The organism is Neolewinella lacunae (genome assembly GCF_014349155.1).
In the GTDB taxonomy this organism is placed as follows: Bacteria; Bacteroidota; Bacteroidia; order Chitinophagales; family Saprospiraceae; genus Neolewinella; species Neolewinella lacunae.
Genome location: NZ_JACSIT010000037.1, coordinates 66,912 through 92,723 on the forward strand (window position 1 = coordinate 66,912; position 25,812 = coordinate 92,723).

Annotated in this window: 23 protein-coding genes; 13 read left to right on the top strand and 10 right to left on the bottom strand. The window is 59.4% G+C overall.

Annotated elements, in window-relative coordinates; all coding sequences use genetic code 11:
• Window positions 1-62: 62 nt before the first annotated feature.
• Window positions 63-215 (bottom strand): hypothetical protein, encoded by a 153-nt coding sequence (locus H9S92_RS01185; RefSeq protein WP_187464898.1) that lies wholly within the window; start codon window positions 213-215, stop codon window positions 63-65.
• A gap of 250 nt (window positions 216-465) precedes the next feature.
• Here H9S92_RS01185 and H9S92_RS01190 point away from each other — a divergent pair, with 250 nt between their 5' ends.
• The 3 genes from H9S92_RS01190 (at window position 466) to feoB (ending at window position 3,446) form a co-directional block, all read left to right on the top strand.
• The gene (locus tag H9S92_RS01190; RefSeq protein ID WP_187464899.1) at window positions 466-1,017 is read left to right on the top strand and encodes a hypothetical protein; all 552 of its coding nucleotides are present in this window, start codon (window positions 466-468) and stop codon (window positions 1,015-1,017) included.
• Window positions 1,018-1,101: 84 nt separating this feature from the next.
• Window positions 1,102-1,335, top strand: coding sequence for a FeoA family protein (locus H9S92_RS01195; RefSeq protein ID WP_187464900.1), 234 nt, complete (start codon window positions 1,102-1,104; stop codon window positions 1,333-1,335).
• Window positions 1,317-3,446 (top strand): ferrous iron transport protein B, encoded by a 2,130-nt coding sequence (gene feoB / locus H9S92_RS01200; RefSeq protein ID WP_187464901.1) that lies wholly within the window; start codon window positions 1,317-1,319, stop codon window positions 3,444-3,446. The genes H9S92_RS01195 and feoB overlap by 19 nt, the downstream gene beginning before the upstream one ends.
• A 4-nt stretch (window positions 3,447-3,450) precedes the next feature.
• Here the strand turns inward: feoB and pth are convergent, their stop codons facing one another.
• Window positions 3,451-4,041 carry an aminoacyl-tRNA hydrolase gene (gene pth / locus H9S92_RS01205; RefSeq protein ID WP_187464936.1) on the bottom strand — a complete coding sequence of 197 codons (591 nt, stop codon included), beginning with the start codon at window positions 4,039-4,041 and terminating at the stop codon, window positions 3,451-3,453.
• A gap of 396 nt (window positions 4,042-4,437) precedes the next feature.
• On the opposite strand from pth, the gene tgt reads away from it, so the two are divergent.
• The 4 genes from tgt (at window position 4,438) to H9S92_RS01225 (ending at window position 11,229) form a co-directional block, all read left to right on the top strand.
• Entirely contained in the window at window positions 4,438-5,571 is a 1,134-nt protein-coding gene (gene tgt, locus H9S92_RS01210) for a tRNA guanosine(34) transglycosylase Tgt (RefSeq protein WP_187464902.1), read from the top strand.
• Window positions 5,572-5,736: 165 nt separating this feature from the next.
• Entirely contained in the window at window positions 5,737-7,176 is a 1,440-nt protein-coding gene (locus H9S92_RS01215; protein WP_222935927.1) for a DUF1800 domain-containing protein, read from the top strand.
• Between the two features lie 62 nt (window positions 7,177-7,238).
• Complete coding sequence (locus H9S92_RS01220) at window positions 7,239-8,861, top strand: DUF1501 domain-containing protein (RefSeq protein WP_187464904.1); 1,623 nt, start codon at window positions 7,239-7,241, stop codon at window positions 8,859-8,861.
• 103 nt (window positions 8,862-8,964) lie between these two features.
• Entirely contained in the window at window positions 8,965-11,229 is a 2,265-nt protein-coding gene (locus tag H9S92_RS01225) for a hypothetical protein (RefSeq protein ID WP_187464905.1), read from the top strand.
• Between the two features lie 107 nt (window positions 11,230-11,336).
• On the opposite strand, the gene gldE is transcribed toward H9S92_RS01225, so the two are convergent.
• From gldE to H9S92_RS01245, 4 genes are all read right to left on the bottom strand, one after another.
• Window positions 11,337-12,719, bottom strand: coding sequence for a gliding motility-associated protein GldE (gene gldE / locus H9S92_RS01230; protein ID WP_187464906.1), 1,383 nt, complete (start codon window positions 12,717-12,719; stop codon window positions 11,337-11,339).
• Window positions 12,720-12,858: 139 nt separating this feature from the next.
• The gene (locus H9S92_RS01235) at window positions 12,859-13,353 is read right to left on the bottom strand and encodes a single-stranded DNA-binding protein (RefSeq protein ID WP_187464907.1); all 495 of its coding nucleotides are present in this window, start codon (window positions 13,351-13,353) and stop codon (window positions 12,859-12,861) included.
• Window positions 13,354-13,407: 54 nt separating this feature from the next.
• Window positions 13,408-14,502, bottom strand: coding sequence for an A/G-specific adenine glycosylase (gene mutY / locus H9S92_RS01240; protein ID WP_187464908.1), 1,095 nt, complete (start codon window positions 14,500-14,502; stop codon window positions 13,408-13,410).
• Between the two features lie 117 nt (window positions 14,503-14,619).
• On the bottom strand, window positions 14,620-15,141 hold the full coding sequence (locus tag H9S92_RS01245; RefSeq protein ID WP_187464937.1) for an RNA polymerase sigma factor: 522 nt from the start codon (window positions 15,139-15,141) through the stop codon (window positions 14,620-14,622).
• Window positions 15,142-15,604: 463 nt separating this feature from the next.
• Between H9S92_RS01245 and crtD the strand changes: the two genes are divergently transcribed.
• The 4 genes from crtD to H9S92_RS01265 all read left to right on the top strand — a co-directional run bounded on the left by crtD (window position 15,605) and on the right by H9S92_RS01265 (window position 19,175).
• Window positions 15,605-17,131: a 1-hydroxycarotenoid 3,4-desaturase CrtD gene (gene crtD / locus H9S92_RS01250; protein WP_187464909.1), complete on the top strand. Its 1,527-nt coding sequence runs from the start codon at window positions 15,605-15,607 to the stop codon at window positions 17,129-17,131.
• A gap of 106 nt (window positions 17,132-17,237) precedes the next feature.
• Complete coding sequence (locus H9S92_RS01255; protein ID WP_187464910.1) at window positions 17,238-17,954, top strand: OmpA family protein; 717 nt, start codon at window positions 17,238-17,240, stop codon at window positions 17,952-17,954.
• Window positions 17,955-18,053: 99 nt separating this feature from the next.
• Window positions 18,054-18,431 carry a VOC family protein gene (locus H9S92_RS01260; RefSeq protein WP_187464911.1) on the top strand — a complete coding sequence of 126 codons (378 nt, stop codon included), beginning with the start codon at window positions 18,054-18,056 and terminating at the stop codon, window positions 18,429-18,431.
• 81 nt (window positions 18,432-18,512) lie between these two features.
• Window positions 18,513-19,175, top strand: a complete 663-nt coding sequence (locus H9S92_RS01265) for a hypothetical protein (protein WP_222935928.1) — start codon at window positions 18,513-18,515, stop codon at window positions 19,173-19,175.
• 88 nt (window positions 19,176-19,263) lie between these two features.
• Here the strand turns inward: H9S92_RS01265 and gatA are convergent, their stop codons facing one another.
• On the bottom strand, window positions 19,264-20,685 hold the full coding sequence (gene gatA, locus H9S92_RS01270; RefSeq protein ID WP_187464912.1) for an Asp-tRNA(Asn)/Glu-tRNA(Gln) amidotransferase subunit GatA: 1,422 nt from the start codon (window positions 20,683-20,685) through the stop codon (window positions 19,264-19,266).
• 158 nt (window positions 20,686-20,843) lie between these two features.
• Between gatA and H9S92_RS01275 the strand changes: the two genes are divergently transcribed.
• Both H9S92_RS01275 and H9S92_RS01280 read left to right on the top strand, forming a co-directional pair.
• Window positions 20,844-21,419 carry a hypothetical protein gene (locus tag H9S92_RS01275; protein ID WP_187464913.1) on the top strand — a complete coding sequence of 192 codons (576 nt, stop codon included), beginning with the start codon at window positions 20,844-20,846 and terminating at the stop codon, window positions 21,417-21,419.
• A 62-nt stretch (window positions 21,420-21,481) separates the two neighbouring features.
• Window positions 21,482-22,267 carry a glycoside hydrolase family 25 protein gene (locus H9S92_RS01280; RefSeq protein ID WP_187464914.1) on the top strand — a complete coding sequence of 262 codons (786 nt, stop codon included), beginning with the start codon at window positions 21,482-21,484 and terminating at the stop codon, window positions 22,265-22,267.
• Window positions 22,268-22,642: 375 nt separating this feature from the next.
• Here H9S92_RS01280 and H9S92_RS01285 read toward each other — a convergent pair whose 3' ends face one another.
• From H9S92_RS01285 to H9S92_RS01295, 3 genes are all read right to left on the bottom strand, one after another.
• Window positions 22,643-23,743, bottom strand: coding sequence for a homoserine O-acetyltransferase family protein (locus H9S92_RS01285; protein ID WP_187464915.1), 1,101 nt, complete (start codon window positions 23,741-23,743; stop codon window positions 22,643-22,645).
• An 8-nt stretch (window positions 23,744-23,751) separates the two neighbouring features.
• Entirely contained in the window at window positions 23,752-24,213 is a 462-nt protein-coding gene (locus tag H9S92_RS01290; RefSeq protein ID WP_187464916.1) for a DinB family protein, read from the bottom strand.
• Window positions 24,214-24,405: 192 nt separating this feature from the next.
• Complete coding sequence (locus tag H9S92_RS01295) at window positions 24,406-25,689, bottom strand: O-acetylhomoserine aminocarboxypropyltransferase/cysteine synthase family protein (protein WP_187464917.1); 1,284 nt, start codon at window positions 25,687-25,689, stop codon at window positions 24,406-24,408.
• Window positions 25,690-25,812: the final 123 nt, after the last annotated feature.

A 25,812-nucleotide genomic window follows, 5' to 3' on the forward strand; every position in this document is an offset into this window, starting at 1 on the left:
AATCGTATCTTACAGTCGTTTTTTGCGAACCATTTCAACTTACCATGCCTCTCCCTCCCGATCTATACCAGCGCGTAACCCAGATGGTGGCCGAAAACCGCATTACTGAGGCGATGGACCTGATGGAGCAGCAACTGCCCATTATGCAGGAAGAGATGCCGGACCACTTCCACGCGGCCGTCGCTTTCTTGCGGGAATACGACGAGTTGCAGCAAAAGAAGATCCAGGGTTTGATGGTGGCCGAATCGGCCGAGCGGGAGTTCTCCCTCCGTTTGCTCAACTACGCCCGGGAGCTGAAGGAAATGCGGTGGGGGAGGTACAAAAAGTATACGACACCACCGGAACCCAAGCCCAACCCCACGCCAGCCCCCAGCCCCCAGCCCGCCCCCGCAACAGCAACGGCCTGCCCATGCGGCAAACGTTCCTCCGGCTGCCCCCAAATCCGGTGGGGGCACTCTGGGGAAAGTGCTCTTATTCGTTTTCCTGGGCCTGGGTGCCGTGATCTTCCTGGCGGTCTTTGTAGATGCCATGGCAGCATCCACCTGGGAAGAAGACGGGGCCGATTTCTCCGGGCTATTCAACCAGCAGTTGCCCCCAGCAGCGGCGGATCGCCAAACGATGGGCAACTCCAGGACGGGGACTACCCCGCTGGAAGACCCCGCGACATTGTTTGACGATGCGGAGTTGGAAGAAGCCAGTACGGCTTTTAGCAACCAAGCGAACAATACGGTAGCGGCACGGCAGGCCCAGTTGAGTAACTCGACCTGGTGGAATGATAAACTCTTTACGATACAGTTCGGACCGGAAGGCACCTACGGCACCTACCACAACGGTAACTCAGGTTTTTACCTGACGCAGGTGGATGCCGCAGGGCAATTTCACGGCAGCTTCGTGGCGGGGGATGGCACGATGGGCACGCTTTATTTCCAGTTACCCTACGACCAGAACTACCTGATCCTTCACTTCGTCAACGGTATCACTGGCCTGCAAGGGAGTTTCGAGTTACAACGGCAGTAACAAGTAAGCCCAAAGTCATAATTATTTAGACCACCTAAAAACAGTTTGAACTGGCTTATCTTTGCTGGTCCTAAGTAATTCACTATGCCTTTCCCCCGCCTTACGGCCGCAGTGCACTTTACCGCCGGAATGTCTGGCATCATTGATCGTTTTACCAACGAAGACCTCGCTGGTAAGCTGCTGGATATTGGGGTACGTCCGGGATCGCGCTTGCGCATCGTGCGCTCCAGCCCGTTTGGCAGTTGCTGGTACGTTAAGATTGACCGCCATTGTCTGGCCCTGAGGAAGCAAGAGCTCGCATGCATAATGATCAAGTAAAGCGCCGGGCCGTAGTGGGCCTGGTTGGTAACCCCAATAGCGGGAAGTCCTCGTTGTTTAATGCACTAACTGGCTTGCGGCAGCGCATTGGTAATTTCCCGGGTGTCACGGTGGAAAAGAAGTCGGGGGAGATCGCCTTGGCCAGTGGGGTAGGGGTGGAGCTGGTGGATTTCCCCGGCGCTTATAGTTGCTACCCCACCAGCCTGGATGAGCGCCTCGTGGTGCAGGAACTGACCAACCCTAAAGGCGATCTTTTTCCGGACGCCATTCTGTACGTTGCCGACGTTACCAAACTCGACAAACACCTATTGCTTTTCACGCAGTTGCGGGACCTGGACTTGCCGATGATTCTCGTCCTCAACATGATGGACGTCATTCAGGAGACAGGGCTACAGGTAAACGTGGCCCGACTGAGCCGGGAGCTGGCGGTGCCGGTGCTGCTGGTCAGTGCCCGCGAAGGGCAGGGCCTGGAGGAACTGAAAACGGCCGTCGCTGACTTGCTTAAAGACCCGGCGAAGTACCGCCCCGAAGCCCCTTTTTACGAACCCGGTGCGCGGGCGCGCGATGTGCTGGCGGACCTCCGGCAGGAACTCCCCGCCCGCAACGATTACCACGCACTTTTGCTGACCCACCACGCCAGTTGGCTGCGGCACATTCCGGAGGAGACCCGGCACCTGGTCCAGCAAGCCCGGGTGCGCCACGAATTCCACAGCCTCCGCGCCCAGGTGGAGGAAACGATGGAGCGCTACAACACCTTCGAGCCGATTGTGCGCGACAGCGTACGCTTTGCTGGCGACCAAGCCAGCCGGAGCGAGCGCCTGGACAACATCCTGACCCACCGCATCTGGGGGCCCCTCATCTTCCTGGCCGTAATGTTCTTGCTTTTTCAGGCCCTTTTCGCCTGGGCGGAGTGGCCGATGAACGGCATTGAGTGGGTTTTTGAGACCCTGGGCACGAGCGTCCGCGCCACCCTGGTGGAGGGCTGGCTGACGAACCTGCTCGTTGACGGCATCATCGCGGGCCTGGGCGGGGTGTTGGTGTTCATTCCCCAAATTGCCATCCTGTTTTTCTTCATTGCCATTCTGGAAGAGGTGGGTTACCTGGCGCGGGCTGCTTACTTGTTTGACAGCCTGATGCAGCGCTTTGGCCTCAACGGGCGCTCGGTAGTGGCCCTCATCAGTGGCCACGCCTGCGCCATCCCGGCCATCATGAGTACGCGCACCATTGCCAACTGGAAGGAGCGGCTGCTGACCATTATGGTGACGCCCCTGACCTCCTGTTCGGCGCGCATTCCGGTGTACGTCATCCTCATCAGCTTTGCGGTTCCTAAGGAAACGTTTTGGGGCTTTGGTTTGCAAGGGTTGGCTTTCGCGGGGCTTTATTTCCTGGGGATTGCGGCGGCGATGCTCTCCGCCCTGGTCTTTAAGCTCGTCCTGAAAACCCCCGAACGCAGCTTCCTGATGCTGGAACTGCCCGAGTACCGGACGCCGGTGTGGCGCAACGTGGGGCTTACCGTCTGGCAAAAAGTGCGCACTTTCGTAGAGGAAGCGGGTAAAGTCATCCTCCTCATCAGCATTGTTCTGTGGGGGCTTTCTTCCTTTGGCCCATCCCAGCGCATGGCCGCCGCAGAGGCCAACGCTGCGCGCATCAACCAGGAACTGGGCTACACCGGGGAAGCCGCCGAAGACGTCCTGGCCAGCGAACGCCTGGAAGCCAGTTACGCCGGCCTCCTGGGCAAAGCGATGGAGCCCGTCATCCGTCCCCTGGGCTACGACTGGAAGATCGGCATCGCCCTACTGGCCAGTTTTGCAGCGCGGGAGGTTTTCGTCGGTACGATGGCCACGATCTATTCCATTGGCAGCGTCGATGATGAGCTGCGGATCCGCGAACGGATGGCCGAAGAGATAAACCCCCGCACGGGGCAGCCCGTTTATAACTCCGCGACGGCCTGGAGTCTGTTGATCTTCTACGTTTTTGCGATGATGTGCATGTCGACCCTGGCCGTCACGCGCCGCGAAACGGGTGGGTGGAAGTGGCCGGCGATCCAGTTTACGTTTATGACGGTGCTGGCTTATTTTTCGGCTATGGGGGTTTATCAGGTGTTGAGTTAGCCCCTCACTCCCCCCCCTTAGGCGGTTTGGGATCACCCTTCCCCCCCCGCACATTATACTTATTCATCGTGTTTTGCAGGCCGTGCCCGCAAAAATGCAGCGCCATTTCGGCGGCGGTATCCACCAGAGTGGGCAGGCCAGCTCGCTCCGCGCCGCTCCATTCGCTCAGCACGTAGTCGGCTTGCTGGCCGGGGTGGAAATTGCTGCCGATGCCGCAGCGCAGGCGGGCGTAGTCGTTGCCGCCGGTGAGTTGATCGATGCTTTTCAGGCCGTTGTGGCCGGCGTCCGAGCCCTTGCCGCGCAGGCGCAGTTGCCCAAAGTCGAGGTGCAAATCGTCGAGGATGACCAGCAGGTTTTCCTTCGGAACGTTCTCGGCCTGCAGCCAGTAGCGCACGGCCTTGCCGCTCAGGTTCATGAAGGTGTCGGGCTTGAGCAGGGTGATTTGCTTACCGCGGTGTTTGATGCGCGCCAGGAGGCCGTGGCTGCCGGATTGCCAGTCGTCGCTCAGCTTTTCCACCACGCGAAAACCGATGTTGTGGCGGGTATTTTCGTACTTGGGGCCCGGGTTGCCGAGGCCGACGATCAAAAATTTCATGGTGGGGTCAGTTGTTTGGTCGGCGTCGGGGAACGCAGTTTGCCGGGGGCCGAAGAGCCGGCGCAGGAAGGTAAGCATGGGGCGAAGATAAGGGCGGGTTGTGTTTTTGCGCGGTCGCAGGTGCAAGGTTCCGGGACGCAATAGCAATGATGGCCTGTAGCGTCGGGTTTTAGCCCGACCAGGGGGTCGGGCTAAAGCCGCGACAATACCTTCCCGGCTAAATCCCGGGAGCACCTACCTTTGCCCCCTATGCAATTTACGCTGCACCATACCGATACCCACATCGCCGCCCCCTGCGCCGCCTGTAATGTCGGGCTTTAGCCCGACCAGGGGGTCGGGCTAAAGCCGCGACAATACCTTCCGGCTAAATCCCGGGAGCACCTACCTTTGCCCCCTATGCAATTTACGCTGCACCATACCGATACCCACACCGCCGCCCGCGCCGGTACCCTCCGCACCGACCACGGGGAAATCCCCACCCCCATTTTCATGCCCGTCGGGACGCTCGGCACCGTCAAGGGCGTCCACCAGCACGAGCTGCGGCAAGACGTCGGGGCCCGCATCATCCTCGGCAACACCTACCACCTCTACCTCCGGCCGGGCACCGAAGTGCTGGAAGCAGCGGGCGGCCTGCACCAGTTTATGGCCTGGGACGGGCCGATCCTGACCGACAGCGGAGGCTACCAGGTCTTCAGCCTAGCCCACCGGCGCAAGATCACCGAAGAAGGGGCCACTTTTGCCAGCCACATTGATGGCAGCAAGCACCTGTTTAGTCCGGAAAGCAGCCTCGGCATCCAGCGGAGCATCGGGGCCGACATCGTCATGGCCTTCGATGAGTGCCCACCTTACCCCAGCGAACGCCGCTATGCCGAGAACAGCATGCACCTCACCCACCGCTGGCTGGAAAGGTGCGTGGCTTTCATGGACGCTTCGGCTCCGCTGTACGGCCACAGCCAGGCGCTTTTCCCCATCGTCCAGGGCAGCAGCTACGACGACCTGCGGCGGGTGTCGGCGGAGTTCATCGCCGGCCAGGACCAACCCGGCAATGCCATCGGTGGCCTCTCCGTCGGGGAACCCATTGAAGACATGTACCGCATCACGGCGCTCTGCTGCGAGATCCTCCCTGCCAGCAAACCCCGCTACCTGATGGGCGTTGGCACCCCGGCCAATATCCTGGAGTGCATCAGCCGGGGAGTGGATATGTTCGACTGTGTCTTGCCCAGCCGCAACGCCCGCCACGGCGTCTTGTATACCCGCCAGGGGATCATCAACATCAAAAACGCCCGTTGGCGGACTGATTATTCTGTCCTCGACCCTGCACCTGCGGCCGCGCCCACTTCCCGCACCCACACGCGCGCCTACCTCCACCACCTCTTCCGCGTGAATGAGCTACTGGGGCCACAAATCGCTACTCTCCACAACCTGGCCTTCTACCTCGGCCTCGTCACGGAGGCCAGGGAACGGATTCTGGACGGCAGTTTCGGCGCCTGGAAAGACCAGATCCTGCCCGATCTGGAACGCAGGCTTTGAAAGAAATTTTTGATACCAGACGCCCCAAAATCTTGCTTGTTGGCACACTTTATCGTTGCGGCTAATACGTTAAATGTTGGTCCGAACGGCCAGTTTCCCCGCCCCGTATCGTGCTAAGGCCTTAACTTAGACCGAGCTGAACGAATCCCCACAAAACAAATGGTATTGACTAACTGCGCTACAACTGGCCTGGAAGCCTACGTGCCCACCGCCGAACGCCCCTGGGACGAAGCCCGGGTGCAACATCTTTTCCGACGCATTGGCTTCGGTGCCAAGCCCGACGAGATCGAGCAAGCCCTCGTTGCTGGCCCCGCAGCCACCATCGACCAACTCCTGACGGAAGCGTCTACCCGCCCCGACCGCCCGGAACCTGAGTGGGCCTACTGGGATTACGACGCCTTCATGGCCGCCGAAGTCGATGTCTTCGAGTCTTATGCCCTCTGGGGCCAGGGCTTTTTGAAAGAAGCCCAGCAGTACGGCGTGCGGGAAAAACTCGTCCTGTTCTGGCACAACCACTTTGTGACCAAGTACGAGACCTACAGCTGCGCCAGCCATTACTACCAGTACTTTAAAGTGCTGACGGATAATGCGTTTGGTAACTTCCACGATTTTGTGATTGAGGTGACGAAAACGCCCGCCATGCTTTTCTTCCTCAATGGCTTTGAGAACACGCGGCAGCAGCCCAACGAAAATTACGCCCGCGAACTGTTCGAGCTTTTCACCCTCGGCGTCAATAATGGTTACACGGAAGAAGACATCGTGGAGGCCAGCCGGGCACTGACGGGCTGGAACGGCTGGACGAGCTTCTGCGGCGCGGTGGAATGGGCCGAGTGGGGCTACGATCCGGGGGATAAGACCGTCTTTGGTCGCACCGGCAACTTTAATTACGAAACCTTGATTGACGTCCTTTTCGAAGAACGTGGCGTACTGATTTCCGAGTTCATTTGCGGCAAACTTTACGCTTACTACGTCAATCGGGACCCCGATACGGAGGTGATCAGCGCCATGGCGCAGACTTTCCGGGCCAGTGGGTTTCAGATCATGCCCGTGCTGCGGGAGTTGTTCAGTAGCGCGCATTTTTTCGATGCGGCCAACGAAGGCGTGCTCGTCAAAAGTCCGTTGGAGCTGCTGACTTCCTTTATGCGGCAGGGCGACTTCGGGGAATTTGAAAACTCGGCAGGTTGGGGCTTCTGGGCCACGGCCAACATGGGCCAGTACCTGGGTGAGCCCCCCGATGTAGCAGGTTGGAAAGGCGACCGGGCCTGGATTGATTCCAACCGCCTGACGCTGCGCTGGGATTTTATGGATGGCTTTTCCTGGGGCGTGCACAACGAAAGTGAGCAAACCTACCCGGCCTTTGCCAAGCGCCTTTCCGGCAACAGCAATTCGCCCGAGGTCATTGCCCGGGCCATTGTGGATTACTTCGTTCCGCGCGGCCTGGTGACGGAGGAGGCTTACGACATTGCCACCGATGCGCTGAAGTGGGAGATTCCTTCCAACTATTACGATACGGGCCAGTGGAACCTTGATTGGGATTCGGCGTCGTGGCAGATCACCGTTCTGTTGCGCCACATTGGCCGGATGCCCGAATTCCAGTTGAACTAATTAGCTCCTCCCAGTGCCTCGACCCGGTGGGCCGAGCGTGCTGAAAAAATATCGTCCGTTTTATGGGACCAACTAACAATAACAAATCTACCCGGCCGGGTGAGCGCCTGAGCGATGGCCTGGCCCACCAGCAGGACCACAGCCGGCGGAACTTTCTCCGCAACCTCGGCATCATCGGTACCTCCGGTTTTTTACTGAACAAGATTCCGGTCAACGCCCTCGGCATGTCTCCGCTCATGGCGGCGCTGGCGGGTGCCGATGACGACCGGGTTTTGGTGATGATCCGCCTCAAAGGCGGCAACGACGGCCTTAATACTTTGATTCCGATCCACGACTTTGGGACGTACCAGCGGCACCGGCCCGACATTTTCGTCCCCCGCAATGAGGTAGTCGATCTTACTTCCACCCTGGGCTTACACCCCCAGCTCGCTCCGCTGCGCAGCCTCTGGAACGAGGGGCAAATGCGGGTGGTGCAAAACGTGGGCTACCCTGGCCAAAACCTGAGCCACTTCCGTTCTTCCGACATCTGGGCGACGGCCTCCGACTCCGAAGAAGTCATCAACAGCGGCGTACTGGGGCGCTACCTGAGCATTCAGCACCCCGATTTCCTCAGCATGCCGCCGGCTACTCCCCCTGCCATCCAGATCGGTGGCCCGGGCAACCTGCTGTTCAACAACGCCGATGATTTCAACTACGCCATTTCTACGGAGAACCCCACACAGCTTTACCAGATTGCCCGCACGGGGCAGCTTTACGACGTGAACGATGTGCCGGATTGCACCTACGGCGAACAGCTCAGTTACCTGCGGGCGGTGGCCAATACGACCTTCCGCTACGCGGGCGTGCTGGCCCAGGCCTACGACGCCGGGGAAAACTCCGCTGAGTACCGCAACGACCGGCTGGGCGACCAGCTTTCCCTCGTCGCCCGGATGCTGCGCGGAGGGCTGGGCACGCGCTTTTTCGTGGTCGAACTCGATGGCTTTGATACCCACGCCAACCAGGTGCGCGATCACGGCTACCTCTTGCAAAGCGTTGCAGAGAACGTGACTGCCTTTTTTGCCGACTTGAAGGCCGGGGCTATCGACGACCGGGTGCTGGCCATGACCTTCAGCGAATTCGGCCGCCGCATCTTCCAAAACGGCTCGGCGGGGACCGACCACGGCGCGGCCGCACCCTTGCTCCTCTTCGGCAAAGGCCTCAACGGCAATGGCATGACCGGCGGCTTGCCGGACATGAACGACGTGGACAATAACGACAATATGAAGTTCCAGGTCGACTTCCGCAACGTCTACGCCACCGTCCTGAGCAATTGGCTGTGCATCGATGGCGACCTGGTGGACAACATCATGGGCGCACCTTTCGAAAGGATGAGCGACCTGGGCCTATTCTGCCAAGGCACCACCAGTACCCGCAACCGCAACACTACGGAATTGCCCTTCAAAGCCTACCTGAGTGGCGGCGAGGTGGTCTTGGAATACGATCTCCCCACCAGTTCGCGGGTGGCCGTCCACTTCTTTGACGTCAGTGGCAAAAAGCTGAGTGCACCCTACAGTGGGCAGCAATTGGCTGGCGGGCACGTGCAGCGTTTCGCCCTCAACAGCGTGGGCTGGGCGTCGGGGCTCTACGTCGTCAGCCTGGAAGTGAACGGGAAGATGCACAGCCGCAAGTTGGGCGTTTTCCGCTAGCGTGGGTATTGTTCAGTAAGGGGAGCTCCCCGCCGGGGGCTCCCCTTGCTCGTGCTTAGGGCGTATTTTTGCCACCAGCCATTTTCGCTATCTTGGCGGCAACATGATCCGAAATCTCTGCTTTTTATTGTCATTGGGCTGCGGTGCATCCCTGCTCGCGCAGTGCGAACCGACCTTCTACGGCTACCAGTTTCTGAATCCCGCGCTGGTGGATTTTGACGCCAACATCTCCCCGTTCTACCTCGCCTTTGGCAATGCCTACCGGGAAGCGCAGCAGGAAAAGGACAACCGCCAGGTGCTCGATAACGTGGCGGAATGGCACGAGCGCTACTGCGAAGAGGTAGAGCAGCCCGATATTCGGGCCCTTATTTACGAGGGCGAAGAAGATGAACTGCGTCGCTTACTGACGCTCCTCGGCCAGGAAGGGGCAAAGGCGGCGGATTTGCCCAGCTCGCTGCGCAGCAACACCTTTGCCCGTCATCTCATCGCCTACCGCTGTCGCGAGGTCGTAGAGTACCTCCTTTTTGCCAAACGCGCCGAGCCCTACGTACTGCGCCCCCGCAATGCATTTGACGGGCGCGAGTTACAGCGGGTGGAGATGGAACGCTTGATCGACGAAGGGCTGGACCAGTTCAAAAGCCTGGAGAGCCACTACGTCCGTCTGCGCTACGCCTATCAGGTCATTCGCCTGGCCCATTACCTGCAGGAGCACGAATACGTTATCCGGCTCTACGATTACCTTATGCCCAAAATTGAGGCTGACCCCAGCATCATCTACGACTGGATCGAGGGGCACCGGGCGGGGGCTTTGCAGGCTTTGGGGGACTACCCCCGCGCAGCTTACCTCTTCAGCCGCATTTTTGATCGCTGCCCGAGCAAGCGCCAAAGCGCTTACGAAAGCTTCAAAATCCGCACCGACGAAGAGTGGCGGGCAACCAGCAACCTCTGTGCGAACGACCACGAACGGGCGATGCTTCACGTATTGCGGGCCCAGAACGGACGGGCTGTAGTATTGGAAGAGATGGTCAGCGTTTACACCCTCGAACCCGCCAACCGCGCCTTGGAGCCGCTTTTGATGCGGGAATTGCTGGAATTGGAAAGCGACCTGCTGGGGCTCGACTTCAACCCCAACCGCCGCGAAAACCAGGTACGGGCCCGCCGTCCCCGCCCTAACGCTGCCCAGCGCCTGATTACCCTGCAGGCCTTCGTTAATAAGGTCGTGACCGCTGGCAATGCTGCCAACCCCGAAGTGTGGAAACTGGCCCGGGGCTTCATCGAAATGCTGGCCGGAGATTATTACTACGCCCGAAGGACCTTCGGCGAGGTTGCCGCCGCCGCCAAAAACGACAGCATCCGCCAGCAGGTGGACATCCTCAACCAGGTGATGCAGGTGCTGGCCCTCGACCGGGTAACCGACTCCGTTGAAATGCACTATTACGACCTGCTCGTCGGGGAAAACATCCAAAGCCGTTACCCCGATTTTCAGCCGATGGTCAACGATAAGCTGGAGGCAGTGTACCTCCGTTCCGGGCAGCGGGGCAAAGCCGCCCTGCTCCGCTACGGCTTCGATGCGCTGCAGAAAAACCCGGAAAGATCGATGATCCGCGAGTTGGAAGTCGTTGCCGACAGTATTTTGGGCAATGCTTTTGACAAGCGACTGCTGGCCAATCGGGTGGGCCCCAACGCCAGGGACGACATCAATGACCTCCTGGGCATCCACTACCTGCAGATGGGGCAGTGGGAGACGGCTCTGGAAATCTTTCAGCGCATCCCCACCGCCCGGCGCGACCTCTACGGCACTTTTGCGCCTTTCGAAAAACAGTTTCACGACCGGGTCAATTATTCTCCTTCCGCGGCCGTAGTGCGCTACAATAAGGTTGACTTACTCGAACGCCTGCTGGAGTTGGAAGACGAAGCGCGCCGGACGACCAACGACACCATTGCCGCCCGCAACTACTTCAACATTGGCCTGGCGCACTATAATATGAGCTACTACAGCTACAACTGGCGCATGGCAGACCCCTTTCGCTCGGCCACCAGCGCGGCGCGGGCAGCGGCCCAGGCCAATCCCGACGCCCTGTTTAGCCATCCCGAAGCCCCGCTGGGCAACCGCGAAAACTTCAGCATGGACCGGGCGCGCTACTACTTCGAGCGGGCCCTTACGCGCGCGCCCAACCGGGAAGCGGCCGCAGAGATCATCTATTACGCCGCGAAGACCGAACGCAACGCCCACTACGCTGCGGGCCGACCCGGCGGAGCACGGCCCTTCACCTACTTCCGCTTGCTGCGGGATGAATACCCCGACACCGAATTTTACGAGAAAGCCATTGCCGAGTGCCGCACTTTTGCCTGGTTTGCGGGGAGATAATGTTTCCCGGTAGGAGCGGGACTTCCTTTACGCCATTCACGCATTAGCGGGGCTGCTGCCTACGTTGGTCGCTCCTTCACTAGCCCCGGCACCTGCGACCGCGCCCCTTACTCCTCCTTACTGGGTAAGGTGATGAGGATTTCCTCGATGCGGCGGTGGGTGATGGAGACGATTTTGAAGCGGAAATCCCGGAATTCCAGTTCTTGCTCGGCCACGGGGAACTGCCCGAGCAGCTCCAGTAAGAGGCCCGCGAAGGACTCCGCGTCCCCCTTGGCCTCGTCGAAGGTGGAGGTGGGCAGGTCGAGGATGCGGCAGACGTCTTTGAGCAGGGTCTTGCCCTCAAAGATGAAATTGAGGTCGTCGATTTGCTCGTAAATGATCTCGTCGTCTTCGTCGAATTCGTCCTGGATGTCGCCAATCACTTCCTCCAAAACGTCTTCCAGCGTGACGATGCCTTCCGTGCCGCCGTATTCATCGACGACGATGGCAAGGTGCATTTTCTCTTGCTGAAACTCTTTGAGCAATTCGCTGATGCGCTTGTTTTCGGGGATGTACAGGACGTCTTCGCGGACGAGCTGGAACCAGTCGAACTCGGGGCCTTCGTTGCGGTGGCCAAGCAAATCCTTTACGTAGAGCAGGCCGCGAATCTTGTCAAAGTCCTCCTCGTATACCGGCAGTCGGCTGTAATTGTTTTCGCGGATGATGGCCAGCAGGGCGTGGTAGTCGATGTTTTTTTCCACGGCGATGACGTCGCCCCGGGAGCGCATGATTTGCCGCACGGTAACGTTGGCAAATTGGACGATGCGCTTGAGGATGTCCACATCCTGCCGTTGGCCTTCCTCACCGCTTTCCTGAAGTTTTACCGTCAGGTCAATGGCCTCGTCAATGTCCTGCTGGCTGGCGGCGACGATGTCTTGGGTATGGTTTTCGAGCCGGCGCTCAATTACGGCAGCTCCGTTGACGAGGGTAAAGGTGAGCGGGCGGAAAAAGCCCATCATCAGGTTGAGCGGGCGAGACATCCGCAGGGCCAACGGTACTTTGTTGTAGCGGGCGTAGACTTTGGGCGCGACTTCGCCGAACAGGACCAGCAGAAAGGTCACGCCAATTACCGTAATGCTGAAGCGGAGGACCGTAGCGAGGATCTCCTGGTCAACGCTTCCCTCAAGGGAGAAAAGCTCGATCAGCGCCCGCCCCCAATCCTGGGTCAGTTCATCCGGCAGAAGGGTCTTGAGGAGCCATTCCGAGATGAGGACGATGGCAATGTTGATGAAGTTATTGGCAATCAGGATGGTGGCCAATAATCGGCGGGGCTTTTCCTTCAGTTCCAGCAGGAGTTTGCTGGAGGAGTTGTCCATATCCTGGATTTCCTCGTAGTCATTGGGCGTGAGCGAGAAAAAGGCGACTTCCGACCCGGAAATCAGGCCCGATAGAAACAGCAGGACGGCAATTGCCAAGAAGCCAGCGGCCAATTCCAGTCCGGAATTGATCATGAGCAACGGGGAAAAATACCAATACGGTAAGTCGGAGACGTCCAACGGGCAGGAGGAAATAAATTATGGGGCAAAGATAGTCCTTCCTGCGCAGAGTGGGGAAAGTACTGCGCGCTGATCCGGCCAGGAGGTTGGCCCACTAGAACGGCAGGTCTTCCCCGGGGTCGGCGGGGAATCCACCATCGTCCTCAAAGCTGTTGGCAGCGGCGGTGTTGGGAGTGGCCGGAGACGCATTGCGGGGTGGGGGAGCCGACATGGTGGGGGCGGGCTCTTCGCGTGGAATGTAGTTGCTGTTGCCACCTTCGTCACTGCGGCTGCTCAGCATGCGGAAATAGTTGGCTACCACCTCGGTAGTTTTGCGGGGGTTGCCGTCTTTGTCTTGCCACTTGCGGTGGGTGAGCTTGCCTTCGATGTAAACGAGGCTGCCTTTTTTGAGGTATTCCTGGGCCCGCTCGGCAAGGTTGCGCCAGAGGATGACGTCGTGCCATTCGGTCTGCTCCTGCCACTCGCCCGCACGGTCTTTGTAGCTATCGGAAGTGGCCAGCCCAAAGCGGGCTACCATTGCTCCACTTTCCAGGGTTCTGATTTCGGGATCCGCGCCAAGGCGGCCAACGAGGGTGACTTTGTTGATCATTGCTGTTTTTGTTGGTGGTTAAAGGGAAGCGGACAAGACGGGCAGGCGGCAGGACTAGGAAAAGAGGTCCAGCAACAGCCGTTTATCCGCTAAAAACCGGGTGATGACCCGCGGAAAGGCGAATTTAATAAACATTTTGTTTTTTATCAAAGCGTAACCCGAAATTTTTTTTGGCATTTGCTCCCAGGTGAAGGTGTGGAAGACGGCTTCGATGGTCTGGTGGGTCAGTTGTTGCTGATAGGGGGGGCTGCTTTTTTCCAGCCGCAGTTCTCCGGCGGGGAGCCAACCGGGCCAATCGGGGTGATGAACCAGGTCCGTTACCTGGCCACCGGCTTGTGCTGTTTCGATCAGGGGGAACTGGAAGAGTTCCTGCCAAATGTCTTTCTCCAACCGTTGTTGTACGATGGTGTTGCCCGCCCGGTCAGTAATGACGAGGTAGTGAAAATAGCGGGTGCGCCGGGCCATCTTCTTGGTCTTGCCGGGCAATTCGGGCCAGGTGGCCAGCGCGTAGCCCCGGCAGTGGGTACGGAGCGGGCAGCTGGGGCAGGCGGGCTTGCGCGGGGTGCACACCAGGGCACCGAAGTCCATAATGGCCTGGTTGTAAAGCGGAGCGGCCGCGTCGCCCAGCGCGGCACTGGCCAGCGCTCCGAAGTGCTTGCGGCCCGGGCCAGTGTCTGCCGGCGTAGCGTCGTTGGCAAAGCGGGCGAGGATGCGGAACACGTTTCCGTCCAGCACCGCCACCTGCGCACCGAAGGCAAAAGAAGCGATGGCCGCCGCCGTGTACGGTCCCACGCCCGGTAAGGTGAGCAGCCCCTCGTAGGTAGCCGGAAACTCCCCCCCGTACTGCGCCACCACGTAGCGGGCGGCCTTGAGCAGGTTGCGGGCGCGGGAGTAATAGCCCAGGCCCTCCCAGAGTTTCATCACTGCAGCGTCCTCCGCAGCCGCCAGGTCGCCCACCGTAGGGTAGGCTTCCACAAAGCGTTCGTAGTAAGGCAGGCCCTGCTCTACCCGCGTCTGCTGCAGAATGATCTCACTCAGCCAGATGCAGTAGGGGTCGGGATGGGCCTTCCAGGGCATGGGCCGCCGCTCGGGCCGGTACCAGGCCAGGAGGGCAGAACGGAAAAAAAGCCAATCGGGGGAAGCAGACATGGCGCAAAAGTGCAAAAAAAATCCGCCGGAGCACGGGGCTTCGGCGGACGGAAGTGTCTTTGGTTAAAGTGATAGTTTACTAGACACTATTCAGCAGCAGACCCGGGGCGGGAACTGCTAAGCTTCGCGCAACTTGCCGTACTGCCGGCTGATCTGCGACTTAAGATCTTTGCGCGCAAAAAAGATGCGGCTTTTTACCGTACCCAGCGGCAGGCTCAGGTGGTCGGCAATCTCCTGGTACTTGAAGCCCTGGTAGTGCATCAGAAAGGGAATGCGCGTACTGTCGTCCAACACCTCAATCATGCCCGTTAACTCCTTGATCAGGATGTTGCTGTCGGCATCGTTCTCTACCGTCTCCGCACCGGAGTTGATGTAGTAGAGGTTATCGGTATTGTCCATAATGGTATTGGCCTTCACCTTCTTGCGGTAGTTGTTGATGAAGATGTTCTTCATAATCGTGAAGAGCCAGGCTTTCAGGTTGGTACCGGGCCGGAACTTGTCGCGGTTGGTCATTGCACGGAAGGCGGTCTCCTGGTATAAGTCCTTGGCATCCTCCGAATTTTTCGTAAGGTTGTAGGCAAAGGCATTGAGCATGGAAGTCATGCGGCTAAACTCGGTGAAAAATTCTCCCTGGGTCATCATAAGTAAGGTCTTTTGCTTCTTTGTTGAAGTAAAGTTAGGGAAAGCTTAGATGTTGTGCAAGTTTTCAGACCGTCGTAAGGCTTACATATGGAAACTTCCGGGCACGCTTAGCAGACATTTTAAATACAAGTGATTGATTAACAGTAATTTAAAGGATTGTTAGACGATTGTCAAATATTTTAAATTTTCAGTAAAAAATGAAAATTAATTACGTTTGTCTAAGTTTTCGGGGCAAAAACCTAGTAAAAGCTTAGACAAAAAGCCCGAGTACCCGCATTCCTGATTTCATACAAGCCGAAAAGGTGCCAGGACCCTGACTTTGTACGGATGCCCGCAGTTTAGGTTTTCATACCCCCGGAACGGGCGATTTGCGGCCTGTGGCGGGCCCCCGGGGGCGGTCACGAACTTTACGGCTGTTTTGCCCTTACTGCTGTATTCTTGCGACCATATATATAAGGATATGCAAACCATCATCATTGGCGCTGGCATTGCGGGCCTGGCGGCCGCCGTTCGCCTGGCCCAGGCTGGCCATACGGTCACCGTATGCGAAGCCAACGGAGGCCCCGGCGGCAAGCTGAGCCAGTTCAGCCTGGGCGAATACCGCTTCGACTTCGGCCCCAGCCTTTTCACTATGCCCCAGTACGTGGATGAGCTTTTCTCGCTCGCCGGCGAAGACCCCGCCGAGCACTTTCGTTACGTACGCCTGCCAGACGTATGCCACTACTGGTGGCAAGACGGCACGCGCTTCACCGCCCCGGCCGCTACCGACGATCTGGCCCGGGCCGCCGCCGCTACCTTCGGGGTACCTGCCGGACGGGTGGCCGACTTCATGGCCGACGCCGCCCGTAAGTACGAGCTCACCGGGCGCACCTTCCTCGAAAAATCCCTTCACCGGGCAGCCACCTGGCTGGATTGGAGCGTGGCCGCCGCCCTCCTCCGCATCCCCGGCCTCGACTTGTTCCGCAGTATGCACGCCGTACACGCCCGCGATCTGGGCCACCCCAAGCTCATCCAGCTCTTTGATCGCTTTGCCACCTACAACGGCTCCAACCCCTACAAAGCCCCGGGCTTGCTCAGCATGATCCCCCACTTCGAGCACCATTTCGGCGCTTACCTGCCCGAGGGTGGGATGTTCGACATCAGCCAGTCGCTCTTCGAACTCGCCCAGCGGCTAGGGGTGCATTTCCGGTTCAATACCAGGGTGACGGAGATCCGGCGCGAACGCAGGTGCGTGGTTGGGGTAACAACGAGCGGGGGAAGTCTGCCCGCCGACAACGTTGTCTGTAACATGGACGTCTGGCTGGCCTACGATAAACTCCTCCCCGGGGCGAAAAAGCCCGCCCGCACCCTGCGCCAGCAAAAAAGCACCAGTGCCGTCATTTTCTACTGGGGCATCCGCCGCGAATTCCCCGAACTGGGCCTGCACAACATCTTTTTCAGCGACGACTACGCGCGGGAGTTCGCCGCCCTCGAAGCCGGCGAACTGGCCGAAGACGTCACCGTCTACGTCAACATCAGCAGCAAACTCGTCAAAAGCGACGCCCCGGCGGGCTGCGAAAACTGGTTCGTCATGGTCAACGCTCCGGCGGATACGGGGCAGGATTGGGACGAATGGACACGGGGCCTGCGCGAGCGGGTCCTCACCCGGCTCGCCCAACAGCTCCTTGCACCTGCGTCCAGCGCCCCTGCTGCCCAGGACCTGGAGGCCCTCATTGTGGAAGAAAGAATCGTCACGCCGCCCCAGTTGGAAGCACTTACCGGTTCTCACCAGGGGGCCCTCTACGGCACGAGCAGCAACAACCCCCTGGCGGCTTTTTTGCGGCACCCCAACTTCAGTCAGGAGATTTCCGGCCTCTACTTCCTGGGCGGCAGCGTGCACCCGGGCGGCGGTGTTCCCCTGTGTTTGCTCTCCGCTAAAATCACTGCCGGGCTCTTAGCTGCCCGCCACCCCCCGGCCCCCCGGTCCGTGGCGCCCACTAGTGCCTGAATTGTTGGTCCTTAGTTCCAAAAAATTGCGGTGGGGTGGTGACCAACAAGACGAACATGCGTCTTGCAACTACCGTTTCAATCACGTAAACCAACAGCAAAGCAAAATGGAAAAATTCGCAAAACTATTCTTTCTTACCCTCCTCGCTACGGTGCTCTTCGTGGGCATGGGCTGCAACGCCAGCAAGTCTGCTAAAGGCGGCGTCATCGGCGGTGCCGCCGGCGGTGTCATCGGTGGTGCCATCGGCAAAGGGAGTGGTGACGGAACCAAAGGTGCCGTAATCGGTGCCGTCATCGGCGGTACGGCCGGTGCCATCATCGGTAAGTACATGGACAAGCAAGCCAAGGAACTCGAAGAAGAAGTGCCCGGTGCAAAAGTCGATAAAGTAGAAACCGTTGACCCCGAAACCGGTGAGACCATCACCGAGAGCGTTACCGTTACCTTCGATGGTGGTGTACTCTTCGAATTCGGTAAGGCCAGCCTGACGGCAGCGAGCATGGCGGAACTTGACCGGATGTCTTCCGTCTTCGCCCGCTACCCCGATACCGACATCCTCATTGGCGGACACACTGACGACGTCGGTAGCGACAGCGTCAACCAGCGCCTGAGCGAGAAGCGCGCCGCTTCCGTAGCCGATTACCTGGCCGCCCATAACGTGGCCCGCAGCCGGATGAAGACCACCGGTTACGGTGAATCTGCTCCCGTTGCGAGCAACACCACCGACGCCGGCCGCGCCCAGAACCGCCGCGTAGAAGTGAGCATCAAAGCCAGCGAGAACCTCCAGCAAAAAGCCATGGATGGCTCGTTGACGGTCCCTGAATAAGCCCTTCGCGCACTAGACCACCCGGAAGCGGGCACCAGCCAACCCTGCTGGTGCCCGCTTCGTTTTATGGGCTGTTCCCTTCAATCATTCCCCCCACGTATGTCCATTCTCCAACGCACCTCCGGCCTCCGGGCTTTTGTACCGGCCAAAAACTTTGCTGCCTCGCGGGCTTTTTACCGCGACCTGGGCGCAACGGAGCGGCCCATTGACCCCAAAATGGTTTTGTTTGAGCTGGGGGACTCGGCCTTTTACCTACAAGATGCTTACGTAAAGGACTGGGCGGAAAACACCATGCTTTTCCTTTTCGTCGACGACCTGGACGGCCTCTGGGCGGAGTTGCAGGCGGCGGACCTGGTCAATCGTTACCCCGGCGTCCGCTGGAAAGCACCGACGGATTACCCCTGGGGCCTGCGGGAGATCCACCTGCTGGATCCGGCGGGGGTGCTGTGGCACTTTGCTGAGGAATTGGCTCGCTAGGTGGGGAGGAATTTCCCTTTTTACTTACTTGGCACTCCTGCAATGGCGGCTTTTTTGCCTACAAAACCTTAGCTTTGGGCAATGTTCAAACTGGACCGAACTGCCTTCCGGGCCAATACTTTTGCTAGCGCCGATGACCAGATCCGGTACTGGCGCAAGCGTAGCCCGGCGGAGCGCTTGCTGGCCGCTGATTTCCTGATTCGGCAAGCCTGGGGAATTGCACCGGATGCACCCATGCGGGTTGACCGTTCCGTCGCAAAAATTCGCATTCGCCGCATGGCTAACGTATTTAACTCCGACTTCAAAGACTTTATCGACGCGCTTAATCGAGCGGGTGTTGCTTACCTTTTAGTAGGCGGGTACGCGGTTATTTTGCACGGCTATTCCCGGACTACGGGTGATTTGGACATTTGGGTGCAGCCTACGTCCGAGAATTACCAATTGCTCGAGTTGGCCTTCGCTGATTTTGGTATGCCTACGTTTGATATGACCGAGGCAAATTTTCTGGCGCCGGACAAATTCGATGTGTTCACCTTTGGGGTTCCCCCGAGTGCGATTGACTTGATGACGCGGGTTAAAGGCCTCGTTTTTGAGGAAGTTTACGCTCAATCCAGCATTTACGAATTTGAGGACCTGGCCGTGCGGGTGATCAATCACCGGGATTTGATTGCTGCCAAACTGGCGGCTGGCCGATACCGGGACCTGAACGACGTGGAGCAACTCCGGAAAATTGAAGAGGAATAGGGTTGTGGGGCTTGCGCAGCATCTTGGTTGAGGGGGGCAACCGAAACCTGGACGCCCCGGTGGGGACACCCTCACCCAGGTCTTACGTTTAATCTGCGAGGCCGCGGACGAAGTTGAGCAGGGCGGCTTCTTCCCAGTGGTCGGCCATGAGTTGGTAGCCGACGGGCAGGTGGCCAGCCGGCGGGGTAGGGACGGCGATGGCGGGCAGGCCGGCGAGGTTGGCCAGGACGGTGTAGATGTCGGCCAGATAATTGGCAACGGGGTCGTCCGTTTGCTCCCCGACGGGCCAGGGCAGGCTGGGGCTGACGGGCATGAGGATAAAGTCGTGGGTATCGAGAATGCCCTGGAGTTGATCCCGGATGAGGCGGCGCACCTTCTGGGCTTTGCCGAAGTAGGCGTCGTAGTAGCCGCTGCTGAGGACGAAGGTGCCCAGGAGGATGCGGCGTTGGACTTCGGTGCCGAAGCCTTCGGAGCGGCTCAGGGTGTAGGTTTCGGCGAGGTCTTGGGCGGCGGGGCTGCGGTAGCCATAGCGCATGCCGTCGAAGCGACTGAGATTGCTGCTGGCCTCGGCGGTGGTGAGGACGTAGTAGGTGGGGACGACGTAATCGAAGTAGGAAAAACTGGCAGGAGATACCGTGTGGCCGGCGGCGCGGAAGGCATCGACCGTATCCTGCATCGCCTGGCGGATGGCGGGGTCGATGGCTTCGCTGGAGTGGAGGTCGGCGAAGTAGGCGATTTTTTTGGGGCTGCGGTCGGGGTCGGCTTTAGCGTAAAGGGGAACTTCTTTGTTGGGCGCGGTGGCGTCGTAGGGGTCGGCACCGGCGCTGATCTGGAGGGCCAGGGCGATGTCGGTAGCATTGTGGGCCAGGAATCCGAGCTGATCGAAGCTGGAGCCGTAGGCAATGAGTCCGTGCCGGCTGATGCGTCCGTAGGTTGGTTTGAAGCCGTAGAGGCCGCAGAAGGAGGCGGGCTGGCGGATGGAGCCTCCGGTGCTGGAGCCGACGGCGAGGAGGCAGGTGCCGGCCTGGACGGAGACGGCGGCGCCACCGCTGCTGCCGCCGGGGACGCGGGCGGGGTCGGCGGCGTTGCGGGTGGGGCCGTAGTGGCTGTTTTCGGTGCCGGAGCCCATGGCGAACTCGTCGCAGTTCGTGCGCCCGATCACGATGGCGTCTTCGTCGAGCAGGCGCTGGAGGGCAGTGGCGGTGTAGGGGGAAACGAAGTCTTCCAGCATGCGCGACCCGGCACTGGCCCCGTGGCCCGCGTAGCAGATCACGTCTTTGATGCTGATGACTACCCCGGCTAGTTTACCGAGCCTTGCATCCTGCGTCCGCGCCCAATCCTGTCGGGCTGCGGTGGCCAGGGCCTCCTCAGCGAAAACCTCGACGTAGATGTTGAGGTGGCGATTTTCTTCGATTGCGGCGAGGTAAGCTTCAACGAGCTGGACCGTTGTCAGGTCCCCGGCATCGAGCGCAGCCTGGGTGGCGCGAATGGAAGTAGGTGGTGCGGCCATGGGGCAAAGGTAAAACCCCTCCGGCAATGCGGCGCGGATTGTTGAAACGACGAACTCCGGCGGCCAAGGCCAAGATTTTAAGACGACTTTATTAAGCCATAATAGCTTCTTAACTGTCTTAAGACCGAACTTCGGTCCCATAATCAAATGATCTACCAATGAAATTTTCTTCCCTTACCCTACTGCTCGTCCTTACGCTGGGCGTATTTACCTGGTCTTCCTGCGAAGACGACGATGGCGATGGCACTGCGGTGCTGAGCTACGACGGTCCCCAATTTTCGGCACCCAACAACGGGGCTGGATTTACCACCTTCGCCGCCTTTTTTCCTGGCAACATCACCCAGCAGTACGCGGGGCGGAGCCTGGAGAGTGTGCAGTTTTACCTGCAGGAAATCCCTCTTTCCACCTCCCTCATCGTTTACGGAGCGGGAGCGGACAATAACGCCCCCGGGGCGGTGCTCTACGAGATCAACCTTACCCAGCGCATCAATACCACGGGCTGGATTGAGCATTTCCTGACGAACCCGGTGGAACTGACGGGTGATGGCATCTGGATCGGCATCGAAACCGAGTTGCTCAACCCGGGGCAGTCCGTCGGCTGCGACCAGGGCCTCAACTACAACCCCAATGGCGACCGCCTCCAGACCCCCAGCGGAGCCTGGACAAGTTTTAACCAGATCACCGGCAGTGAACGGGTGAACTGGAACATCCGCGGCTTCGTCAGCGCGCAGTAAGCGTGGACGGCCTCTCCCACCCGGTGGAACGGCAAGCTGCCGGACAAATTTCCGGGTGGGAGATGCGGTCATTTGGCAATTCCTTATCTTACCGGCGTAATCAGTGCTTTTTTACCATCTTACGTAATCTCCAACAACTCCTCCTGCTCTTGCCCTTGGCCCTGCTGACGGCTTGCCTGCCCGACGATACGGCCGTTGCCGATCGCTACGAGGTGACCGGTGTTGACGTGAGCCATTACCAGGGCGTAATTGATTGGGATTTGTTGGTGGCCGACGGGCACGACTTCGCCTTCATCAAAGCCACTGAGGGCCGGGAGTTGCGCGACCGGGCATTTGAAGGCAACTGGTTTGCGGCTGGCCGGACGGGCATCCGCCGGGGGGCTTACCATTTTTTCCGGCCGGAAGTAGCGGCGGCCACCCAGGCCAACCTGTTTTTCAAAACAGTAGACCTGCTGCCGGGCGATTTGCCGCCGGTGCTGGACGTAGAGGAGCGGGGTAAGCTATCTCCGGCCCAGCTTGTGGCGGCCATTAAGCAATGGGCCACGATGGCGGAAGTCCACTACGGCGTGAAGCCGATCATTTACACCGGTCAGCATTTTTACAACCGCTTTTTGGCGGGGCAGCTCGATGAGTACCCCTTGTGGCTGGCCCGCTACGACAAAGACGAACCCGTCACGGTCTGTGGCCGCTCTTTTGAGTTCTGGCAGTACACGGATGCTGGCAACCTGCCCGGGGTGGTGGGCAATATTGACCGGAATGTTTTTACCGGGACCCACCTTGATTTGGCTTTGCTCTGTATTCCGCCCGCCTTGCCGGGGGAGCGGGATTTGGCTGATTTTGGGGAGTAAACTTTTTCTGGAGGGGTCCGGACCTTTGGTCCGGCGGAGCACTTATAGCCCATGGAGTGACATGGAGTATAGCATGGAGTTGCTTAGAGTTTTGCTGGGTCCGGACCTCTGGTCCGGCGAGACGCTTTTAGCCCATGGAGTGGCATAGAGTGGGGCTGTGAGTTGCTTGGAGTTTTGACCTCACGTCTTGACCTCGCTTGGACCGCTTTTCCTAGCGCGCGCCAAAACTTAGTGGTCTTAGTGCGCTTAGTGAACTTAGTGGTTCAAAAAACGATGGAGCCGTGGTACGGCGACGGTTTACGTTTCGCCGTACCACGGCTCGACCAGGCAGGTCTTACCCTGCGACGTAAAAGGTCTTGCCCGTAAGTCGGGCCCTCACACCTCCTCCGTTCCTGGGATGGCGAAGGTGCGCCCGCTCAGGCTATCGGTGAAAGCGTGTTTGGTGGCGGCGTCGATGGTGAGTTGATCCTGGAGGAAATCGGCCAGCAGGCGTCCGATGGTCGGGGTTTCGACGAGGAATCCGTCGTGGCCGTAGTCCGATTGCATCACTTCCAGGCGGCTGTTGGGAATGTGGCGGCTGAGGAAGGATTGCTCTTCGGTGGGGAAAAGGATATCGGTATCGATGCTGATGATTAGGGTTTGGGCCAGGATGCGGCCCAGGGCAGCGGCTTCTCCCGTGCGCCCCCGGCCGAGGTGGTGGGAGTCCATTCCCCGGGAAAGGTGATAGTAGCACAGGGGGTCGAAGCGTTTCCAGAGCTTATAGCCCTGGTAACGTTGGTAGCTGCTGGCGCGGAAATCTTCGGTTTTGGCGGGGTCGGGTTCGGTTTGGGTGGCCTGGTAGGTGCGGTAATGGCGGTAAGAAAGGATGGCCAGGGAGCGCGCGGCTTCCAGTCCGGCGCGGCCCGCCTCGGGGGAGTCGGTGGCAAAGGTGGTGTCGGCCCGCAGTGCCATCCGCTGGCTTTCGTTGAAGGCAATGCCCCAGGCGGAGTGGCGCGCGTTGGTCGCCAGCAGGCAGAGCAACTCAATGCGCTCGGGTTGCAGGCAGGCCCACTCGCTGGCGTGCTGCCCGCCCATGCTGCCCCCCATCAGCAGGCGGATGCGGCCAATACCGAGGTAATCGGCCACCAGGGCAAAAAAACGGGCGTTGTCCCGCGTAGTCACCAGGGGAAAATCCAACCCGTAAGCCTTCCCCGTGGCCGGGTCCAGGCTCCGGCAACTGGTGCTGCCGTAACAACTGCCCAACATATTGACGCAAACGATGAAGTATTTCGCAGGATCGAGGGTAAAGCCGGGGCCAACCAGGCCGGGCCACCAGTCAGCAGCGTCGCTGTTGGCCGTCAGGGCGTGGCAGACCCAAATGACGTTGTCTTTGGCCTCATTCAGGGTGCCGTAGGTGTGGTAGGCCGCCGTCAGCGTCGGCAGTACCGCCCCGGATTCGAGGGGGAAAGGATGATCGATATAAAGGTAGCGGGTCAAGATGGTGGCTATTGGTGTTGGAGCTGACTGGCCAGCAGGTTGATCTGGCCGAGGTGGTAGATGTCGTGCTGGACGGCCCCGTCAAGCATATGGAGATTGGTGTAGTAGTAGTCGGGGTGGAGCTTTTCGCCGAGGGTGCTGAAGTCAAATTCCGCCAGGGCCTCCACCAGGGCGTCCTTGGTTTCGATCATTTCGGCAATCATTTCTTCCTTGGTTTTGCCGGAGTAGTCGGGCCAGTCTTCGGGCGAGTTCAGTTCGATTTTCGGACGGGGCAGCCGGCGCAGGCGCAGGGCCGTATTCCGCCGCCAGGCTACGAGGTGGCCGATGAGCTGGGCGATGGTGCGGTGCCCCACCGGGCGGTGAAAATCTGCGGCGGGAATGCGCTCCAGGCTTTCTTCTACGCCGCTGCCAAACTGTGGCATGACGCCGTGGAGGACGCGGTACTGTTCTTGGTAATACGCTTGGGTCATTGGAGAGGTGGTTTTGGGTTGGTCTTGAATCCCTCTCCCTCGGTCCCTGTCGCTACGCGGCTACTTCGTGGTCCAAAGGAGAGGGATGACCTGGGAGGAGTGGTTTTTTTGTTTTGAGAGTGGTTTTGGTTTGCTTGTGAACCCCTACGCTCCGTGGGAGCGGGGGTTCACAAGTTAAGAAACTGCTTTGGCTTACTGATTGAAAGCCTGTTCGAGGTCTTCTTTGAGGTCTTCGATGTGTTCGATGCCGACGCTGAGGCGCAGGGCGTTGGGCAGTACGCCAGCGGCCAGTTGCTCTTCCTCGGAGAGTTGCTGGTGGGTGGTGGCGGAAGGCTGGATGATGAGGGTTTTGGCGTCGCCGACGTTGGCCAGGTGGCTGATCAGTTTGAGGTTGTCCACGACCTTGGTGGCGGCGGCTTTATCGCCCTTGAGCTGGAAGCTGAGTACGCCGCCGAAGCCGTGCTGGAGGTACTTTACGGCGTTGGCGTGGCCGGGGTGATCGGGCAGGCCGGCGTAGCTGACGGCAGCCACTTTGGGGTGGGCAGCCAGCCATTTGGCGAGTTCCAGGGCGTTATCGACCGTCCGTTGTACCCGCAGCGAGAGGGTCTCGAGGCCCTGCACGTGGAGCCAGGAGTTGAAGGGGCTGGCCGCCGGACCAAAATCCCGCAGGCCTTCCACCCGCGCGCGGATGGCGAAGGCGATATTGCCGAAAGGACCGTTTTTGCCAAAGACGTCGTTGAACACCAGGCCGTGGTAGCCGGGGCTGGGGTCGGTAAACTGGGGGTATTTGCCGTTGCCGAAGTCGTAGGTGCCGCCATCGACGATGACGCCGCCAACGCTCGTGCCGTGCCCGCCGATCCACTTGGTGGTGGACTCCACAACGATGTCGGCCCCGTGGCGCAGGGGTGCGCAGAGGTAACCGCAGGCGCCGAAGGTATTGTCAACGATCAGCGGCAGGTCGTGGCTTTTGGCTACGGCGCTGAGGCCGGCAAAGTCGGGCACGAGGTAGCTGGGGTTGGGCAGCGTTTCGGTGTAGATCGCCTTGGTGTTGGCGTCGATGAGTTTGGCGAAGTCGGCCGGGTCGTCGCTGGCGGCGAAGCGTACTTCGATGCCAATGCGCTTGAAGGCGACCTTAAACTGGTTGTAGGTGCCGCCGTAGAGGTTGGCGCTGGAGACGATGTTATCGCCCGCCTGCGCCAGGTTGTTGATGGCCAGAAACTGGGCCGCCTGACCGGAGCCGGTGGCCACCGCCGCAACGCCCCCTTCGAGGGCGGCAATGCGCTTTTCGAGCACATCGGTGGTGGGGTTCATGATCCGGGTGTAGATGTTGCCGAACTCCTGGAGGCCGAAAAGCTTGGCCCCGTGCTCGCTGTCGCGGAAGGTGTAGCTCGTCGTTTGGTAGAGGGGCAACGCGCGGCTGCGGGTGGTGGCGTCGACCTCCTGGCCGGCGTGCAATTGCAAAGTTTCAAAACGCATGGGAAGGTAATTTATAAGGTTGTGGAGAAAAAGCGCTCGGGGAGCTTAGTGATTTCTTGGGGCGCGGCCGCAGGTGCTCCCCCCCAACCCCCCGAAGGGGGGAGCCGTCGCTTCGAGAGCAAG

Coding starts and splice junctions, on each gene's coding strand:
- H9S92_RS01220 (WP_187464904.1), top strand. CDS start 7,239: ATGGGACCAACTAACAATAACAAATCTACCCGGCCGGGTGAGCGCCTG.
- gatA (WP_187464912.1), bottom strand. CDS start 20,685: ATGGCCGCACCACCTACTTCCATTCGCGCCACCCAGGCTGCGCTCGAT.
- H9S92_RS01235 (WP_187464907.1), bottom strand. CDS start 13,353: ATGATCAACAAAGTCACCCTCGTTGGCCGCCTTGGCGCGGATCCCGAA.
- crtD (WP_187464909.1), top strand. CDS start 15,605: ATGCAAACCATCATCATTGGCGCTGGCATTGCGGGCCTGGCGGCCGCC.
- pth (WP_187464936.1), bottom strand. CDS start 4,041: ATGAAATTTTTGATCGTCGGCCTCGGCAACCCGGGCCCCAAGTACGAA.
- H9S92_RS01280 (WP_187464914.1), top strand. CDS start 21,482: ATGCGGTCATTTGGCAATTCCTTATCTTACCGGCGTAATCAGTGCTTT.
- feoB (WP_187464901.1), top strand. CDS start 1,317: ATGCATAATGATCAAGTAAAGCGCCGGGCCGTAGTGGGCCTGGTTGGT.
- H9S92_RS01260 (WP_187464911.1), top strand. CDS start 18,054: ATGTCCATTCTCCAACGCACCTCCGGCCTCCGGGCTTTTGTACCGGCC.
- tgt (WP_187464902.1), top strand. CDS start 4,438: ATGCAATTTACGCTGCACCATACCGATACCCACACCGCCGCCCGCGCC.
- H9S92_RS01245 (WP_187464937.1), bottom strand. CDS start 15,141: ATGACCCAGGGAGAATTTTTCACCGAGTTTAGCCGCATGACTTCCATG.
- H9S92_RS01265 (WP_222935928.1), top strand. CDS start 18,513: ATGTTCAAACTGGACCGAACTGCCTTCCGGGCCAATACTTTTGCTAGC.
- H9S92_RS01290 (WP_187464916.1), bottom strand. CDS start 24,213: ATGACCCAAGCGTATTACCAAGAACAGTACCGCGTCCTCCACGGCGTC.
- H9S92_RS01295 (WP_187464917.1), bottom strand. CDS start 25,689: ATGCGTTTTGAAACTTTGCAATTGCACGCCGGCCAGGAGGTCGACGCC.
- H9S92_RS01275 (WP_187464913.1), top strand. CDS start 20,844: ATGAAATTTTCTTCCCTTACCCTACTGCTCGTCCTTACGCTGGGCGTA.
- H9S92_RS01255 (WP_187464910.1), top strand. CDS start 17,238: ATGGAAAAATTCGCAAAACTATTCTTTCTTACCCTCCTCGCTACGGTG.
- H9S92_RS01195 (WP_187464900.1), top strand. CDS start 1,102: ATGCCTTTCCCCCGCCTTACGGCCGCAGTGCACTTTACCGCCGGAATG.
- H9S92_RS01225 (WP_187464905.1), top strand. CDS start 8,965: ATGATCCGAAATCTCTGCTTTTTATTGTCATTGGGCTGCGGTGCATCC.
- gldE (WP_187464906.1), bottom strand. CDS start 12,719: ATGATCAATTCCGGACTGGAATTGGCCGCTGGCTTCTTGGCAATTGCC.
- mutY (WP_187464908.1), bottom strand. CDS start 14,502: ATGTCTGCTTCCCCCGATTGGCTTTTTTTCCGTTCTGCCCTCCTGGCC.